Annotated in this window: 19 protein-coding genes and 1 tRNA gene; 9 read left to right on the top strand and 11 right to left on the bottom strand. The window is 54.7% G+C overall.

Annotated features, from left to right (window positions below):
- Positions 1-77: 77 nt before the first annotated feature.
- A complete protein-coding gene (locus tag Yoon_RS05875; RefSeq protein WP_238111049.1) occupies positions 78-932 on the top strand; it encodes a helix-turn-helix transcriptional regulator in 855 nt (284 codons plus the stop codon).
- Here the strand turns inward: Yoon_RS05875 and Yoon_RS05880 are convergent.
- Together Yoon_RS05880 and Yoon_RS05885 are read right to left on the bottom strand one after the other, a co-directional pair.
- Positions 904-1,122, bottom strand: coding sequence for a hypothetical protein (locus Yoon_RS05880; RefSeq protein WP_238111050.1), 219 nt, complete (start codon positions 1,120-1,122; stop codon positions 904-906). The genes Yoon_RS05875 and Yoon_RS05880 overlap by 29 nt on opposite strands.
- Before the next feature lie 96 nt (positions 1,123-1,218).
- A tRNA-Tyr gene (locus Yoon_RS05885) sits at positions 1,219-1,302 on the bottom strand.
- A 132-nt stretch (positions 1,303-1,434) separates the two neighbouring features.
- Here Yoon_RS05885 and rlmB point away from each other — a divergent pair.
- The 3 genes from rlmB (at position 1,435) to Yoon_RS05900 (ending at position 3,111) form a co-directional block, all read left to right on the top strand.
- Positions 1,435-2,211 carry a 23S rRNA (guanosine(2251)-2'-O)-methyltransferase RlmB gene (rlmB, locus tag Yoon_RS05890; protein WP_238111053.1) on the top strand — a complete coding sequence of 259 codons (777 nt, stop codon included), beginning with the start codon at positions 1,435-1,437 and terminating at the stop codon, positions 2,209-2,211.
- An 8-nt stretch (positions 2,212-2,219) separates the two neighbouring features.
- Positions 2,220-2,528, top strand: coding sequence for a hypothetical protein (locus tag Yoon_RS05895; protein ID WP_238111054.1), 309 nt, complete (start codon positions 2,220-2,222; stop codon positions 2,526-2,528).
- 163 nt (positions 2,529-2,691) lie between these two features.
- Positions 2,692-3,111 (top strand): CoA-binding protein, encoded by a 420-nt coding sequence (locus Yoon_RS05900; protein ID WP_238111056.1) that lies wholly within the window; start codon positions 2,692-2,694, stop codon positions 3,109-3,111.
- Here the strand turns inward: Yoon_RS05900 and Yoon_RS05905 are convergent.
- Both Yoon_RS05905 and hisF read right to left on the bottom strand, forming a co-directional pair.
- On the bottom strand, positions 3,108-3,413 hold the full coding sequence (locus Yoon_RS05905) for a phosphoribosyl-ATP diphosphatase (RefSeq protein ID WP_238111058.1): 306 nt from the start codon (positions 3,411-3,413) through the stop codon (positions 3,108-3,110). The two genes, Yoon_RS05900 and Yoon_RS05905, sit on opposite strands and share 4 nt — an antisense overlap.
- Positions 3,410-4,168, bottom strand: coding sequence for an imidazole glycerol phosphate synthase subunit HisF (gene hisF / locus Yoon_RS05910; RefSeq protein ID WP_238111061.1), 759 nt, complete (start codon positions 4,166-4,168; stop codon positions 3,410-3,412). The genes Yoon_RS05905 and hisF overlap by 4 nt, the downstream gene beginning before the upstream one ends.
- Positions 4,169-4,270: 102 nt before the next feature.
- Here hisF and Yoon_RS05915 point away from each other — a divergent pair, with 102 nt between their 5' ends.
- The gene (locus tag Yoon_RS05915) at positions 4,271-4,714 is read left to right on the top strand and encodes a DUF302 domain-containing protein (RefSeq protein ID WP_238111065.1); all 444 of its coding nucleotides are present in this window, start codon (positions 4,271-4,273) and stop codon (positions 4,712-4,714) included.
- Positions 4,715-4,722: 8 nt separating this feature from the next.
- Here the strand turns inward: Yoon_RS05915 and Yoon_RS05920 are convergent, their stop codons facing one another.
- From Yoon_RS05920 to Yoon_RS05930, 3 genes are all read right to left on the bottom strand, one after another.
- Positions 4,723-5,181, bottom strand: coding sequence for a DUF2867 domain-containing protein (locus Yoon_RS05920; RefSeq protein ID WP_238111067.1), 459 nt, complete (start codon positions 5,179-5,181; stop codon positions 4,723-4,725).
- 75 nt (positions 5,182-5,256) lie between these two features.
- On the bottom strand, positions 5,257-5,976 hold the full coding sequence (hisA, locus tag Yoon_RS05925) for a 1-(5-phosphoribosyl)-5-[(5-phosphoribosylamino)methylideneamino]imidazole-4-carboxamide isomerase (protein WP_238111069.1): 720 nt from the start codon (positions 5,974-5,976) through the stop codon (positions 5,257-5,259).
- A gap of 253 nt (positions 5,977-6,229) precedes the next feature.
- Positions 6,230-7,099 carry a LysR family transcriptional regulator gene (locus Yoon_RS05930; RefSeq protein WP_238111070.1) on the bottom strand — a complete coding sequence of 290 codons (870 nt, stop codon included), beginning with the start codon at positions 7,097-7,099 and terminating at the stop codon, positions 6,230-6,232.
- A gap of 156 nt (positions 7,100-7,255) precedes the next feature.
- On the opposite strand from Yoon_RS05930, the gene Yoon_RS05935 reads away from it, so the two are divergent.
- The 3 genes from Yoon_RS05935 (at position 7,256) to Yoon_RS05945 (ending at position 8,869) form a co-directional block, all read left to right on the top strand.
- On the top strand, positions 7,256-7,624 hold the full coding sequence (locus Yoon_RS05935) for a group 1 truncated hemoglobin (protein ID WP_238111072.1): 369 nt from the start codon (positions 7,256-7,258) through the stop codon (positions 7,622-7,624).
- A gap of 72 nt (positions 7,625-7,696) precedes the next feature.
- Positions 7,697-8,209, top strand: a complete 513-nt coding sequence (locus tag Yoon_RS05940; RefSeq protein WP_238111073.1) for a GFA family protein — start codon at positions 7,697-7,699, stop codon at positions 8,207-8,209.
- 270 nt (positions 8,210-8,479) lie between these two features.
- Positions 8,480-8,869: a DUF2147 domain-containing protein gene (locus Yoon_RS05945; RefSeq protein WP_238111074.1), complete on the top strand. Its 390-nt coding sequence runs from the start codon at positions 8,480-8,482 to the stop codon at positions 8,867-8,869.
- 89 nt (positions 8,870-8,958) lie between these two features.
- Here the strand turns inward: Yoon_RS05945 and Yoon_RS05950 are convergent, their stop codons facing one another.
- From Yoon_RS05950 to Yoon_RS05965, 4 genes are all read right to left on the bottom strand, one after another.
- Positions 8,959-9,822: a hypothetical protein gene (locus tag Yoon_RS05950; protein WP_238111076.1), complete on the bottom strand. Its 864-nt coding sequence runs from the start codon at positions 9,820-9,822 to the stop codon at positions 8,959-8,961.
- Positions 9,823-9,868: 46 nt separating this feature from the next.
- The gene (locus Yoon_RS05955; protein ID WP_238111077.1) at positions 9,869-10,342 is read right to left on the bottom strand and encodes a lytic transglycosylase domain-containing protein; all 474 of its coding nucleotides are present in this window, start codon (positions 10,340-10,342) and stop codon (positions 9,869-9,871) included.
- Between the two features lie 16 nt (positions 10,343-10,358).
- A complete protein-coding gene (gene hisH, locus Yoon_RS05960) occupies positions 10,359-10,997 on the bottom strand; it encodes an imidazole glycerol phosphate synthase subunit HisH (RefSeq protein WP_238111080.1) in 639 nt (212 codons plus the stop codon).
- A 65-nt stretch (positions 10,998-11,062) separates the two neighbouring features.
- Positions 11,063-11,659: a TetR/AcrR family transcriptional regulator gene (locus Yoon_RS05965; RefSeq protein WP_238111081.1), complete on the bottom strand. Its 597-nt coding sequence runs from the start codon at positions 11,657-11,659 to the stop codon at positions 11,063-11,065.
- Between the two features lie 78 nt (positions 11,660-11,737).
- Between Yoon_RS05965 and Yoon_RS05970 the strand changes: the two genes are divergently transcribed.
- Positions 11,738-12,358: a DUF2306 domain-containing protein gene (locus tag Yoon_RS05970; RefSeq protein WP_238111082.1), complete on the top strand. Its 621-nt coding sequence runs from the start codon at positions 11,738-11,740 to the stop codon at positions 12,356-12,358.
- Position 12,359: the final 1 nt, after the last annotated feature.

The following is a 12,359-nucleotide window of genomic DNA, read 5'->3' on the forward strand; positions in this document are numbered from 1 at the left end:
GCGGGATTCGAAGATCTATTGCCATAGAGCGAAATTAAGTTACTTTAAGCCAATTTAAGCATGAGAGTACAATTGACATGCCATCCCTCCAAGACCGGACGAACATTCCCATAAATCTGCGGTTTTTGTGCCAACACCGTAAATCAGCGTCGGCTGTTGCCCGCGCCGTCAATGTAAACCGACAACAGTTTGAAAAATACCTGTCAGGTAGGTCTTTTCCGTCAGGCAATGTTCGACATCGTTTGGCAATGCATTTCAAAATCCCCATTGATGCGCTTACCGATGACCCCATCGCACTAAACTTAAGCTTTCGCGACACCATAGGCGAGGCTGTCGCCACGACGCATCAACTGCCACATAACAGTGTCGATGAACTCAGTGTTTTAAGAAAATACCTTGGAGCCTACCAAACGTTCTTCTTAACCCCGGCGTGGCCAGACCGCATTCACGTGGGTCTGGTGTTCGTAAGCGAAGCCGATCAGAGAATAAACACTGTCTTTTTCAACCGCGCGCGCGACCCTGAAACGCAGGCGTTGCATCGCTCGCGTTTGGACGGGACCATTATCCTGCGAGGCGAGCGTCTGTTTTTGATGGAGAAAACCAGAGGGACCGAGGACCGATTTTCCGAAACCATCTTGTTTCCGTCCCACAGACATAGCGGAAAATACCTGACAGGCATGTCATTCGGCGTCACATGGCGCCCGCACCGAATGCCTTTTGCCAGCCGAACCATCTGGCGACGGATGAGTGCATCCGACAGCGTCCGCGCCGGCATTTCAAATTGCGGAATTTACCATCCAACAGCGCGGCCCATTGATCCAATTGTCAAAAACTTTTTTTCCTCCGATTTACGTGCCTACACGATGACCCAGCCGCTTGGAAGTACGGCAAAAGATACCCTCTCTAATCTCGCTGCATTTCGGGGTCCTTGATTTCCCGAAGCAAGACGTCGTGCTCGTTGCGAAGTTCCTTAAGTTTTTCGAAGGCTATTTCGAAGTCAGAACCAAGGGGCGCACGCCACTTCTTTCGCCCAACCGCCCGCTGAAATTCGAGCGGCACTTTGCGCTGATAGAAGTATCTGCCGTGCTCAACGAGCATGAATTTTGGTTTGGTTTGGGTCATGTCGGTACCGAAAATGTGGGTTTGGGTACCGAAATTTGGCACTCATAGCGCTGACTTTAGCGTAAAAACGCATAAAAATCAACGCTATGGAGTGAATGGTGGGCGACCCTGGAATCGAACCAGGCGTGAGTCGCCTCGAGGGAGTTACAGTCCCCTGCCACACCTTGCGGCCTGTCGCCCACTGTGGGGCTGATTACCTGTGGCCCTATGCCCCGTCAACCGCAAAAGTGACGGATTTTGCGACAAGTCTTCACAGAGTTCACTTTGTCGGGTATCGCCCCTTTGAAACAAGTCAGAATTAGGAAAACCGAGATGAAAAAGCCAAAGTGGGTGATTGCGAAAGAGCAGGGCAAGCGCGCTGCCGCAAATGAAACCGTTTGGCTTTTTGGCCTGCATGCTGTGCGCGATGCGCTCGAGAATCCCAAGCGCGTAAAGCTGCGGCTCGTGGTGACGCGCAATGCGCTCGAGCGGCTCGGCGAAGCCGTCGGCAAGAGCGGGATGGAGCCCGAGATTTCGGATCCCCGCAAATTCGCAGCCCCACTGGATCCGCAGTCGGTGCACCAAGGGGCCGCACTCGAGGTGAAAGCGCTTGATTGGGGATCGCTTGAGGATATCGCGCTTGGCGATGGGCCACAGCCGCCGCGTATTGTTCTTTTGGACCGTGTAACTGACCCACATAACGTTGGTGCTATTTTGCGGTCCGCCGAAGTATTTGGGGCGCGCGCCGTCATCGCCATGCAGCGCCATGCGGCCCCAGAAACGGGTGCCTTGGCCAAGACCGCAAGCGGCGCACTCGAACGTCAGCCCTATTTACGGGTCCGCAATTTGGCCGATGCAATCACGGCCTTGCAGGGCATGGGATATCTTGTGCTGGGGTTGGATGGCGAAGCTGAAACGACCGTTGAAGCGGCGGTCGCGGGTAAACGGGACCGCGCTGTTGCGCTGGTAATGGGGGCCGAAGGTCCTGGTTTACGCGAAAAGACGCGCGAAACATGCGATCAGTTGGTGCGTATTGATGCGGCAGCGGAATTTGGTTCGTTGAACGTGTCGAATGCTGCGGCTGTCGCGCTATATGCGGCGAAAGCCTAGGTCGGAAGATGCCGGCAAATAAGATCGCGACCTGCTGCTATTGTGGCACCCGTGCAGTATTGCGCCTGCGAGGCAAGCATCGGCATGAACTCAGTTGTGCAAACTGCGGCGCGCCGTTGCGTGCGTTAAAGAACTTGCCGCGAGAGCAGGTCAGCGCAGCAGCGCCGTCGCCTGCACGCCCTGACAAGCGTGTCACGACCGATAAACGCCGGAAGAAACCCAAAAAAGCGATGCCGTTCAGACGCAAGATGTTTGCAAAGATGTGCGATGAGCTAGAGGATGTGATTGAGGACGCCTTTGAGGAGTTATTTGATTAAGGCCTGTGATCACGTTTTGCTGATCTGCCCTTTTTGATGCTGATTTGGGGCATATGTTGATAGGTGAAGGCGCGCAATGGAACAGGCGTGCCCCTTATCACTGTCCCTCGTTCCAAACTTTGCGCCCGGTTTTTCCGGGCGCTTTTTTCGAGAGAGAGAAATAATGGACTATCCTGACGATTTTATCCACGCGGTGCTCACACGTACGAAAGTAATCGCTTTGGTGGGGGCCTCTGCAAACGCTGCACGCCCAAGTCACCGTGTGGGTGAGTTTCTTTTGACCAATGGCTACCGGGTGATCGGTGTGAACCCCGGCCTTGCCGGACAAAAGCTGTTTGGCGAAACGGTCTATGCCGATCTGGCGTCTATTCCGGACGAAGTTGATATGGTTGATATCTTTCGCAACAGAGACGCGGTGCCCGGTATTGTGGATGCTGCGCTTGCCCGTTGGCCTGATCTGCAAACAATCTGGATGCAGCTTGAAATCACCCATGACGCGGCGGCTCAAAAGGCACAGGCGCGCGGTGTTGATGTGATCCAAGATCGCTGCCCAAAGATTGAAATCGCGCGGCTTGGCCTTTAACGGGCCGCTTTTTCGGCGATCCCAGAGGTGCCTTGCCGGCGCGCTAATTCCGCGACCACATCGTCAAGGCTGACATCATTCGCAGCAAGCATCACCAGCAGGTGAAAGATGACATCTGCGGCTTCTGATGTCAGCTTTTCTTTGTCGCCTTTGATGGCTTCGATAATGGCTTCGATTGCTTCTTCGCCAAATTTCTCGGCGCACTTTTCAGGGCCTTTCGCAAAAAGTTTCGCGGTCCAGCTGGTTTCCGGGTCCGCACCTTTGCGCGATGCGATCAGCGTGTAAAGATCATCTAATGTCATGGGCGTACCGGAATTCCCGCTGCGGCCATATGGGCTTTGGCTTCGGCGATTGTATAGGTACCAAAGTGAAAGATAGACGCTGCGAGCACAGCGCTGGCCCCGCCCATCGTCACGCCTTCAACAAGGTGATTTAGCGTGCCAACCCCGCCAGAGGCGATAACAGGCACATCCACAGCATCGGAAATCGCGCGGGTCAGTGGCAGGTTAAAGCCCGCTTTGGTCCCGTCGCGGTCCATCGAGGTAAGCAGGATTTCACCCGCACCTTTTTCGACGACAGTGCGTGCGAATTCAACGGCATCAATGCCAGTAGGTTTGCGGCCACCGTGGGTAAAGATTTCCCATTTCCCGGGGGCTACGGTTTTGGCATCAATCGCCACGACAATACATTGGCTGCCGAAGCGCATCGCGGCCTCGGCCACAACATTAGGGTCAGCCACAGCGGCAGAGTTAAAACTGACCTTATCCGCCCCTGCGAGCAGCAGATCACGCACGTCATGATGCGTGCGCACCCCGCCGCCAATCGTTAACGGCATAAAACATTGTTCCGCCGTGCGCGTGGCCAGGTCAAACATGGTTCCGCGGTTTTCATGGGTGGCTTTGATGTCAAGAAACACCAATTCATCCGCGCCCGCGGCATTATAGGCAATCGCCTGTTCGACAGGGTCGCCCGCATCAATCAGGTCAACAAAATTCACGCCTTTCACAGTACGCCCTTCGGCGACATCAAGGCAGGGGATGATCCGTGTTTTCAACATGCTGTGATCATTAGGTGGAATTTGCAGAAATGAAAAGAGCGACGTGTTAGCAACCAAAAGCGTAGGTCGTATGATCAGCAACCACCATTTGGGAGAAGATAAATGATAAAAATACTTGCCACAGCCCTGATCGGGCTTTCCACATCTGCAATGGCCGAGGATATGATGAAAGCGTCACCGCTCACTGTCGCTGAAACAATTGATGCGCTTGAAGCCGCCGTGAACGGTGCTGGCGCGACCGTGTTTGCGCGGGTCGACCATGCTGCGGGTGCCGAATCCGTTGGCAAGTCATTGCCTGACGCGGAATTGTTGATTTTTGGAAACCCGGCTTTGGGCACGCTTGCAATGGAACAAGACATTCGCGCAGGCGCGGTTTTGCCATTGCGTGTTTTGGCATACGCGGACGCTGACGGCGTGACGCAATTGCAGTGGACCCCCGCAGAAGATCTGTTTGCAGGGCTAGATATTCCCGCCGATGCAGAGGTGATTACCCGCGTGAACGGCGCGCTGAATATGCTGACAAGCAAGGCCGTGAGCGGCGAATAAACTTATGACTATGCGCCGGTTGCAGCGGCTATCCGGCGCATAGCCCCGCGCACGATCAGAATGTGAAACGGCATCACGACAGCGAGATAAATCCGCCCCATTAGGTTGTTGCGATGCACCCACGTGGCCATGTGGATCATTCCATCTTTGCGCAAAATCGCGATGCGAAAGTTCAGATGATGATCGTCGGTGCCAATGATCATTTCATCAGCTGTATCGACATGTATCGGAAAGATTGCACCGCTGCCAACCGGGCTCGTTTCGGTCTTCAATCCCAAAGGTTTGACGATTATGTTCCGCAACCTCAGCAACGCTCCAGCCCAGCCGGGCATCGATAGGCCGATACGGGCGGCTTCTTGGGGTGTAAGCGCGGATTGTACCGCGTAGCCGTCGATAAAATCTTCGGGCAGTACAAGCGCCCAGAGCTGTGACGATTTTGGAAGTGTTGTTTTTACGATCGTTGACATGATCCGGGTCCCCTGCGTGGATAGGGAGATCCAATAGGATATTACCCGAATATAAAAGTGCCGAGATGCCGCAGGTTAGTCCGCAAGTGCTGCCAATGCGTCAGCCAAATCGAGCGCCCCGTCATAAAGCGCACGCCCCGAAATCGCCCCTGAAATCACGCCAGTCGCCTTCAAAGCCGTCAAATCGGCCATCGAAGATACGCCCCCGGACGCGATCACCGGGATGTTCACCGCGCGCGCAAGATCGGCGGTTGCGTCAATATTTGGCCCTTTCATCGCGCCATCGCGCATGATGTCAGTATAGATAATCGCGGCAATGCCTGCGTCCTCGAATGATTTGGCGAGATCGGTCACCATCACATCGGTTTCTTCGGCCCAGCCCCGCGTGGCGACGCGCCCCTTGCGCGCGTCAAGCCCAACAGCGACCTGACCGGGGAATGCTTTGGCCGCTTCACGTACCAAATCAGGGTTTTCAACCGCGACGGTCCCAAGAATGACCCGTGCGAGGCCCTTGTCCAACCAACGCTCAATCGTGGCCATGTCGCGGATACCGCCGCCCAATTGGGCAGGCACAGGGCAGGCTTTGAGGATCGCTTCAACCGGGGCGGCGTTCACAGGTTCACCCGCAAATGCACCGTTCAGATCGACCAAATGCAACCATTCGCACCCTGCCTCAACAAAGGCACGCGCCTGTGCCGCCGGATCATCATTGAACACCGTGGTCTGGTCCATATCCCCATGCACAAGCCGCACGGCGTTCCCATCTTTGAGGTCAATAGCAGGATAGAGGATCATCACAGCGGCCTTTCATATCTATTGGCGCGTTTATGCATGGCGGTTGGGGAAATGCAACGTGGGTGCGGGATGAACGGTCCAACAAAATGCCTCCAAACACGAAATGCGGCCCTTGGCGCGAGAGGTAGCGAAGGGAATAAGAGCACCCAAACTCTCCGTTGCTGCACTTTGATTGAATGGACCCATCAGAGAAGAGGCCGAACTATGCGTGCGAAAATCACTGACTTTTTTGTCGATTTGTGGCGTTCGTGATTTACTGGCTACCCTCAAAGATCGGCGCAATCTGCTTGATCTCTTTCCTTATGTGTTCACAAAACAAGGATACCCGCTTGGTGTCACGCAGATCTCGATGGTAGAGACACCACAGACCAAGATCGTGTTTCTTTTCAGGTGCGCGAAACCGGGTGAGGGCCGGATCGCTATCCCCCATGAAGCAGGGCAAATAACCAACGCCTAGCCCCTCGCGCAGAGCCGCGGCAGTGACCGATGTTTCGTCAACGCAAAACGCATGATCTGCTGCTGGGTAGGCGTCTTTTGTCCAGTTTCTGTGGTAGTCGCAGCAATCAACACCGATCCACCGTTCGACCGCCTTCCCTTGCCTCACCTCTTCGCAATATCTAATCGATCCGTAAACCGCAGAGGAAACAGTGGCGAGCCGCGTCCCGATCAGCGTTTCTGCGGGCGCATTGGTTTGGCGAAGGGCGATGTCTGCGTCTCTTTCCGAGAGGCGCACTGAATCATTTGTGACGTCTACCCGAAGGATAATCTTTGGATGGGCTTCGCTGAATCGGGCAAAAATGGGCATGAGGAGAGAAGACGCCATATTTGCGATTGCCGAGACCTTAAGTTCGCCGGAGGCTACATCGCTTTGACCCGCACTTGCTGTTTCAAATGCCAGCAACTCTTGCTCCATCCTGAGAGCCGATGCGCGCAGGTCTTTTCCCGTCCCTGTCAGGACATACCCATGCGCGCTGCGTTCAACTAATGGCGCAGCAAGATTACTTTCCATCGCATGAATGCGCCGCGAGATGGTCGAGTGTTGCACTCCCAATCGCTTGGCTGCGGCCCCAAAAGAACCTTCCCGTGCAAACGCGAGAAATATGCGCGCGTCATCCCAATTCATTGCGCACTCTCCTCGTGCATTCCTGCAAATCGCATTTTCAAACTTCGCGAGTTTTCAAAACACTGGGTGAATGCTTGGCTGATCGCAACAAAAAAGGTTTTTCGTCGTGCTTGGGCCCTCGAAAGCCCGACACTATTTTAAAAAAGGGGGGTTGAGATGACCGTTTCACTATACGACAGGCTTGGCGGCTATGATGCACTTGCGATGTTTGCAACACAGGTTGTTGAAAGAGCGCAGAAGCACGATGAACTGGCGCGGTTTTGGCTCAACCGAAATGAGGATACAAATGCCCGCGACCTGCAATCACTCATTGATTTTCTCGTCAACTCCACCGGCGGGCAGATGTATTACCGGGGGCGCGACATGGCGCTTGCACACAAGGGCATGGGAATCACATCGAACGATTGGAAGTGCTTTATCGGTATTGTCGTCGGCGTTGCGGGTGAAATGGGTGTCGGCGAAGCCGAAGGCAGTGAGGTCATGAGATTTTTGGATACTTTGAAAGATGATATCGTTTCTGCATAGTTCCTGAGATTTGGCCCTTTTGAGGCCAGTCCCCCATTTAACGTTCGACCAGATTTAAGAAGGAACAATGACATGACTGAAACAATCGGACCGTTCGTAGGTGGCTGTGCGTGTGGCCATGTGCGCTATGAAATGGCGTCTGAGCCGATGATCGTTCACGGGTGTCATTGCCGCTGGTGCCAACGCGAAAGCGGCGCATCTTTTGCTGTCAACGCGTTGATTGAGTCCGACCGCGTTACGGTGACGAAGGGCGAAGTTTCCGAGATCATGACGCCATCGCAAAGCGGTCTTGGCCAAAGGTTTGCACGGTGCCCAAGTTGCCATGTGACCCTCTGGACGAACTATCTCAGCATGCGCGGTGGTTTGGGAGAGGTCGTGCGGTTTGTCCGTGTGGGCACGCTTGATAACCCGGATCCTTTTTCGCCGGACGTCCATATTTTCACATCGACGAAGCAGCCGTGGGTCATTCTGCCTCCTGATGTGCCCGCCTTTGAAGAATATTTCACGATCAGGGACATTTGGTCGCCGGAAAGCCTTACCCGGCGGGCGATCTTGCACAAGATAACGGGCACGACCGCTCCATGAAGTAACGAACGATCGCTCAGAATAGCAAAAGCAGACGTTAGCAGTTGAAATTCGAACGGCCGTAAAGTCCCGCACTATTGGCCTTCCTTGGGGCCGCCGCAGTGTTCGGACTGGGGCAGTATGACATAGTGCGACCCGTTGGCCCAAATCACAAGAACCGACGTACCACATCAAACACACCCGACGTTTCACGCCAAGCAACCTAACGTCACGCTTGATCGGAAACATAGATCAAAGGCATGGTTTGGGCAGTTCTAGGGAGGAATGAACATGAAAACTCGGATTATCGCGATCTTCGCGGCGATGACATTTGGCGCGCAGGCACATGCCCAAGATGCGGCCTTTGGGACTTGGCAGACAGAGGTTGACGACGGCACGTTTGCCTATGTCACAGTTGCCCCATGCGGCGAGACGATTTGCGGCACGCTTGCGCGCACATTTAACAGCGAAGGCGAATATCAGTCAGAAAACATCGGTCGGCAAATCGTGACCAATATGGTGCCGCAAGGCGGCGGCGAATATGAGGGCCAAGTCTGGCGCCCTTCAAACAACAAAACCTATATCGGTAAAATGGAAGTTTCAGGCGATGCGCTGCGTTTGCGCGGTTGTGTGGCTGGCGGGTTGATCTGTGCCAGCCAAAATTGGGTGCGCGTTCAGTAGCATGTTGTCTACTCTTAGGCCCTTGCGTTGCGCAGGGGCCTTTCCCATATGAGTGAACACCTAAAGCGTTCCTGTTGTGGTGATCTGATTTAGGCGCGGTGTCCGATTATTTTGGCGCGCATGACGCTATAAACGAGCCCAATTTCAAGCAGCTTGATCACAGGGTGCGACAGGTAAAAGTTCTTTGGTTGGTCAAAGAAGGATGTGTTTGGCGCGGGCCAATATGAATTTAAGTCAAAGATACGCGCAAAGCTGTAGGACGATACAAACGAGATAACCACAAGCCACAACGCGGTATTTGATCTTAGCCAAAGTGCGAGTGCAATTGCGACAGGCATCGCGAGGTTTCTGATGTCAGACATAAGAAACCGCACCGGATCATCCCTTCGGGCTGCCAGCGGGTGCAAGAGGTCGAAAACCAACTCGCTTATCGGATTGAGCGCCAAGATCGTGAACCAGATGGTGATCAGCCAATAGAGCGCGGTCATCCAGATTTCGCGGGGTGATTGTGAATTCTCTACCGTGCTGGCTGGACGAAAAACACCTTGTATACGTGCGTGGATGAGTTCGAGGCTGGATAGTACCGCAAGTGCCACCCAAGCCAGCTGTACCCACCCCGGGGCGATCCAGCGAACTCCCCCGTAATAGCTTCCCTTCAGAACGAAAAGGTCTTGCGTACTACCATGAAATATAACGGGCGCCACAACACCTGCCGCCATCACACAAAAAAGCGGAAGGGTGGTGTAGCGATGGTTGTGGAAGGCCCACAATAGCCCTGCGGCAAGACCGGAAAGCAACAAACCGGCGATGAAAGTCTGCGTAGATGGGATGCCAGCACCCCAAAAACCGTATTCAAGTATGACTTGTGCTTGTCGCCAAACAGCCAAAAGCGCAAGAATTCCAACCCATAGAGAAAGAACGTATGTTGCGCCCCAAAACGGATTATATTTCATCTTTTGTTTGTCCGTTCGTATCTGTTGCGCGGCAATGACGGTGAATTTAGCCTTCCCGCAGGCCCGTTTCGACCAGCATACCACGATCGCGCGCTTCGTAATAGTAGCCGCGCGCGTACCAGCTGACAGCTGTGGCTTCATCGCCGTAAGACAGCAGCCAAGCCCCGCGCAGGTATTTGCCTGCGTACATCAAGTTGGTTTCCGCATCTAGCAGGCTTTCGGGTGATCCCTGGTGCCCCATCGTGCGTGCGGTTTGCGGCAGGATTTGCATCAGCCCGTAATAGGGCCCATTGCGGGCGGCGGGGTTATGGGTGCTTTCACGGACGATCACACGGTGGAGCAATGTGACCGGAATATCGTGGATGTCGGCGTATTTGTTGATCAGGGCGCGCAGTTCAGGGGTTTCATTCGGGTAAAGTGGAATGTCACGCGCTGTTTGCTCCGTGTCCCGACGGTTCCGGCGCCCGCAGCCCGCCAATGTGCTGGCGGTTGCGATGATCATTGTGCGGCGTGTCAGCATCACTGTCTCCAATCGGTTATGGCGCCCAGGTTAGGAAGTTTCCGATCATACGCAAACCCGCCTCTTGGCTTTTTTCAGGGTGGAATTGCATCCCGATCACATTGTCTTTTCCAATAATCGCAGTGACATCGCCCCCGTAATCCACATGGGCCAGCCGCTCAGCGGGGTTTGTCACCTGCATTGCATAGGAATGCACAAAATAGGCGTGATCACCTGTCGCGATCCCGTCAAGTACTGGGTGCGGGGTATCGATCACCAGATCGTTCCAGCCCATATGCGGTACCTTTAGTGTTGGATCAGTCGGCGTGATTTTGCGAATGTCACCCGCGATCCAGTCAAAGCCGGGGGTTTCTTCATATTCGTGCCCTGTGCTGGCCATGAGCTGCATTCCCACGCAAATCCCCAGAAAGGGACGCGCTTTGACGGTGACTGCTTCGATGACCGCCTCGGCCAATGCAGAGCGCGCAAACAGCTCTTCGCGGCAATGTGGGAATGCCCCGTCGCCGGGCAGCACGATGCGGTCCGCACGCGCCACCACATCAGGATCCGAGGTCACGATGATTTTGCCGCCATCGACCTCGCGGGCCATGCGTTCAAACGCCTTTTCCGCTGAATGCAGATTGCCGCTGTCATAGTCTATCAATGCGGTCAGCATGGCCGGTCCTTTTTGTACCAATCTTTGCCTGCGTGAGTAGGGGCTTTTACGTGTATTGCCAAGACTTAGCGCGTCACCATCCGGTCAAAGGCTGCCATCACCTGCTCAAAGGCTTGTTGTTGCGGCAGTGCGTGCAGTTCGCGCAGAAAGTTACCAGAGAGATACAGCGTCGCATAACCGTGGATCAGTGACCAAACCTGCGCCTCAAGGATTGGCGCGGGCAGGTCATCGCGTACAAAAGGGGCGCAAGCCTGACGCAAAACTTCGTAGGCAAGATCATCATCCAATTCGACCGATACTTTGCGGTGCTCGTGTTTTTCAAAGCCAAACATCAGTCGAAACAGGGCGGGCTGAGCCGCGGCAAAATCAAGATAACCGCGACAAATACCTTTCAGCTGCGCAAGATCATCTGCGGCACCCGCTGACGCAGCAAGCATCGCATCGCGAAACAGCGAAAGGCCATGATGTGCGATTGCCCCCTTTAACCCAACCAGCCCGTCGAAATGATGGGCGGGGGCCGCGTGCGAGACACCAGCGCGCGCCGCGCATTTGCGCAGGGTCAGCCCTTGCAATCCGTCGGATTGCAGAATGTCGATCCCCGCCTGAATGAGCGCCGCACGCAAGGCGCCATGGTGGTGTGGTTTTGTCGGGGAATGGTCCATGGGGATTATTTGCACTTGCAATTTGACGCTGTCAAGTTATGTGATATTGACAGTGTCAAGTTTGGTATAGGAAGTGATATGCCCAATTTCATTACGAAGGCCGGGGTCGGCTTGTTCGGGTTCTTTTGTTTGGCGGTGGGGCTCGTGTCGGCACGCCTGCTCTGGCCAGGTGTTGCCAGTGGTATGCCGCATATTGCTTATCACTATGACGCGCGGGCGATCGCGCTGTTCGGGCATATTGGGTTCGCGGTGGTGGCACTTATGCTGATGCCGTTTCAATTCAACGCACGACTGCGTGGCGCACGCCCTAAGTTGCACCGTTATATGGGGCGCAGCTATGTTGTCGCCTGCGTGATTGGAGGGATCAGCGGGCTTAGGTTGGCGATTGGCACTGAGGCGGGGCCTGTCGCGATGTTTGGGTTTGGGCTGTTGGCCGTAATCTGGGTTTACGCAACCCTACAGGCATATCAGACAGCCCGCGCGCGCGATATTGTGCGCCATCGCCAATGGATGATCAGATCTGGCGCGCTGACGTTCGCGGCTGTGACGCTGCGATTATACCTTGGGGTTGGGTTTGCGACCGGTGCCGATTTCGCAGAGTTTTACCCGATGGTCGCTTGGGCCTGTTGGGTGCCCAACCTGATCATCGCCGAATGGTGGTTGTTGGGCGATACCGCACGCAACCGCGCGGTATCTTGAA

It is taken from the genome of Yoonia sp. I 8.24 (genome assembly GCF_022096995.1).
In the GTDB taxonomy this organism is placed as follows: Bacteria; Pseudomonadota; Alphaproteobacteria; order Rhodobacterales; family Rhodobacteraceae; genus Yoonia.

What these genes read in the sequence shown, in the direction of transcription:
- Yoon_RS05950 (WP_238111076.1), bottom strand. Translation starts at nt 9,822, where the DNA reads ATGAAATATAATCCGTTTTGGGGCGCAACATACGTTCTTTCTCTATGG.
- Yoon_RS05875 (WP_238111049.1), top strand. Translation starts at nt 78, where the DNA reads ATGCCATCCCTCCAAGACCGGACGAACATTCCCATAAATCTGCGGTTT.
- Yoon_RS05930 (WP_238111070.1), bottom strand. Translation starts at nt 7,099, where the DNA reads ATGAATTGGGATGACGCGCGCATATTTCTCGCGTTTGCACGGGAAGGT.
- Yoon_RS05955 (WP_238111077.1), bottom strand. Translation starts at nt 10,342, where the DNA reads ATGCTGACACGCCGCACAATGATCATCGCAACCGCCAGCACATTGGCG.
- hisA (WP_238111069.1), bottom strand. Translation starts at nt 5,976, where the DNA reads ATGATCCTCTATCCTGCTATTGACCTCAAAGATGGGAACGCCGTGCGG.
- hisH (WP_238111080.1), bottom strand. Translation starts at nt 10,997, where the DNA reads ATGCTGACCGCATTGATAGACTATGACAGCGGCAATCTGCATTCAGCG.
- Yoon_RS05935 (WP_238111072.1), top strand. Translation starts at nt 7,256, where the DNA reads ATGACCGTTTCACTATACGACAGGCTTGGCGGCTATGATGCACTTGCG.
- Yoon_RS05915 (WP_238111065.1), top strand. Translation starts at nt 4,271, where the DNA reads ATGATAAAAATACTTGCCACAGCCCTGATCGGGCTTTCCACATCTGCA.
- Yoon_RS05965 (WP_238111081.1), bottom strand. Translation starts at nt 11,659, where the DNA reads ATGGACCATTCCCCGACAAAACCACACCACCATGGCGCCTTGCGTGCG.
- Yoon_RS05880 (WP_238111050.1), bottom strand. Translation starts at nt 1,122, where the DNA reads ATGACCCAAACCAAACCAAAATTCATGCTCGTTGAGCACGGCAGATAC.
- Yoon_RS05940 (WP_238111073.1), top strand. Translation starts at nt 7,697, where the DNA reads ATGACTGAAACAATCGGACCGTTCGTAGGTGGCTGTGCGTGTGGCCAT.
- Yoon_RS05920 (WP_238111067.1), bottom strand. Translation starts at nt 5,181, where the DNA reads ATGTCAACGATCGTAAAAACAACACTTCCAAAATCGTCACAGCTCTGG.
- Yoon_RS05905 (WP_238111058.1), bottom strand. Translation starts at nt 3,413, where the DNA reads ATGACATTAGATGATCTTTACACGCTGATCGCATCGCGCAAAGGTGCG.
- hisF (WP_238111061.1), bottom strand. Translation starts at nt 4,168, where the DNA reads ATGTTGAAAACACGGATCATCCCCTGCCTTGATGTCGCCGAAGGGCGT.
- rlmB (WP_238111053.1), top strand. Translation starts at nt 1,435, where the DNA reads ATGAAAAAGCCAAAGTGGGTGATTGCGAAAGAGCAGGGCAAGCGCGCT.
- Yoon_RS05900 (WP_238111056.1), top strand. Translation starts at nt 2,692, where the DNA reads ATGGACTATCCTGACGATTTTATCCACGCGGTGCTCACACGTACGAAA.
- Yoon_RS05970 (WP_238111082.1), top strand. Translation starts at nt 11,738, where the DNA reads ATGCCCAATTTCATTACGAAGGCCGGGGTCGGCTTGTTCGGGTTCTTT.
- Yoon_RS05895 (WP_238111054.1), top strand. Translation starts at nt 2,220, where the DNA reads ATGCCGGCAAATAAGATCGCGACCTGCTGCTATTGTGGCACCCGTGCA.
- Yoon_RS05945 (WP_238111074.1), top strand. Translation starts at nt 8,480, where the DNA reads ATGAAAACTCGGATTATCGCGATCTTCGCGGCGATGACATTTGGCGCG.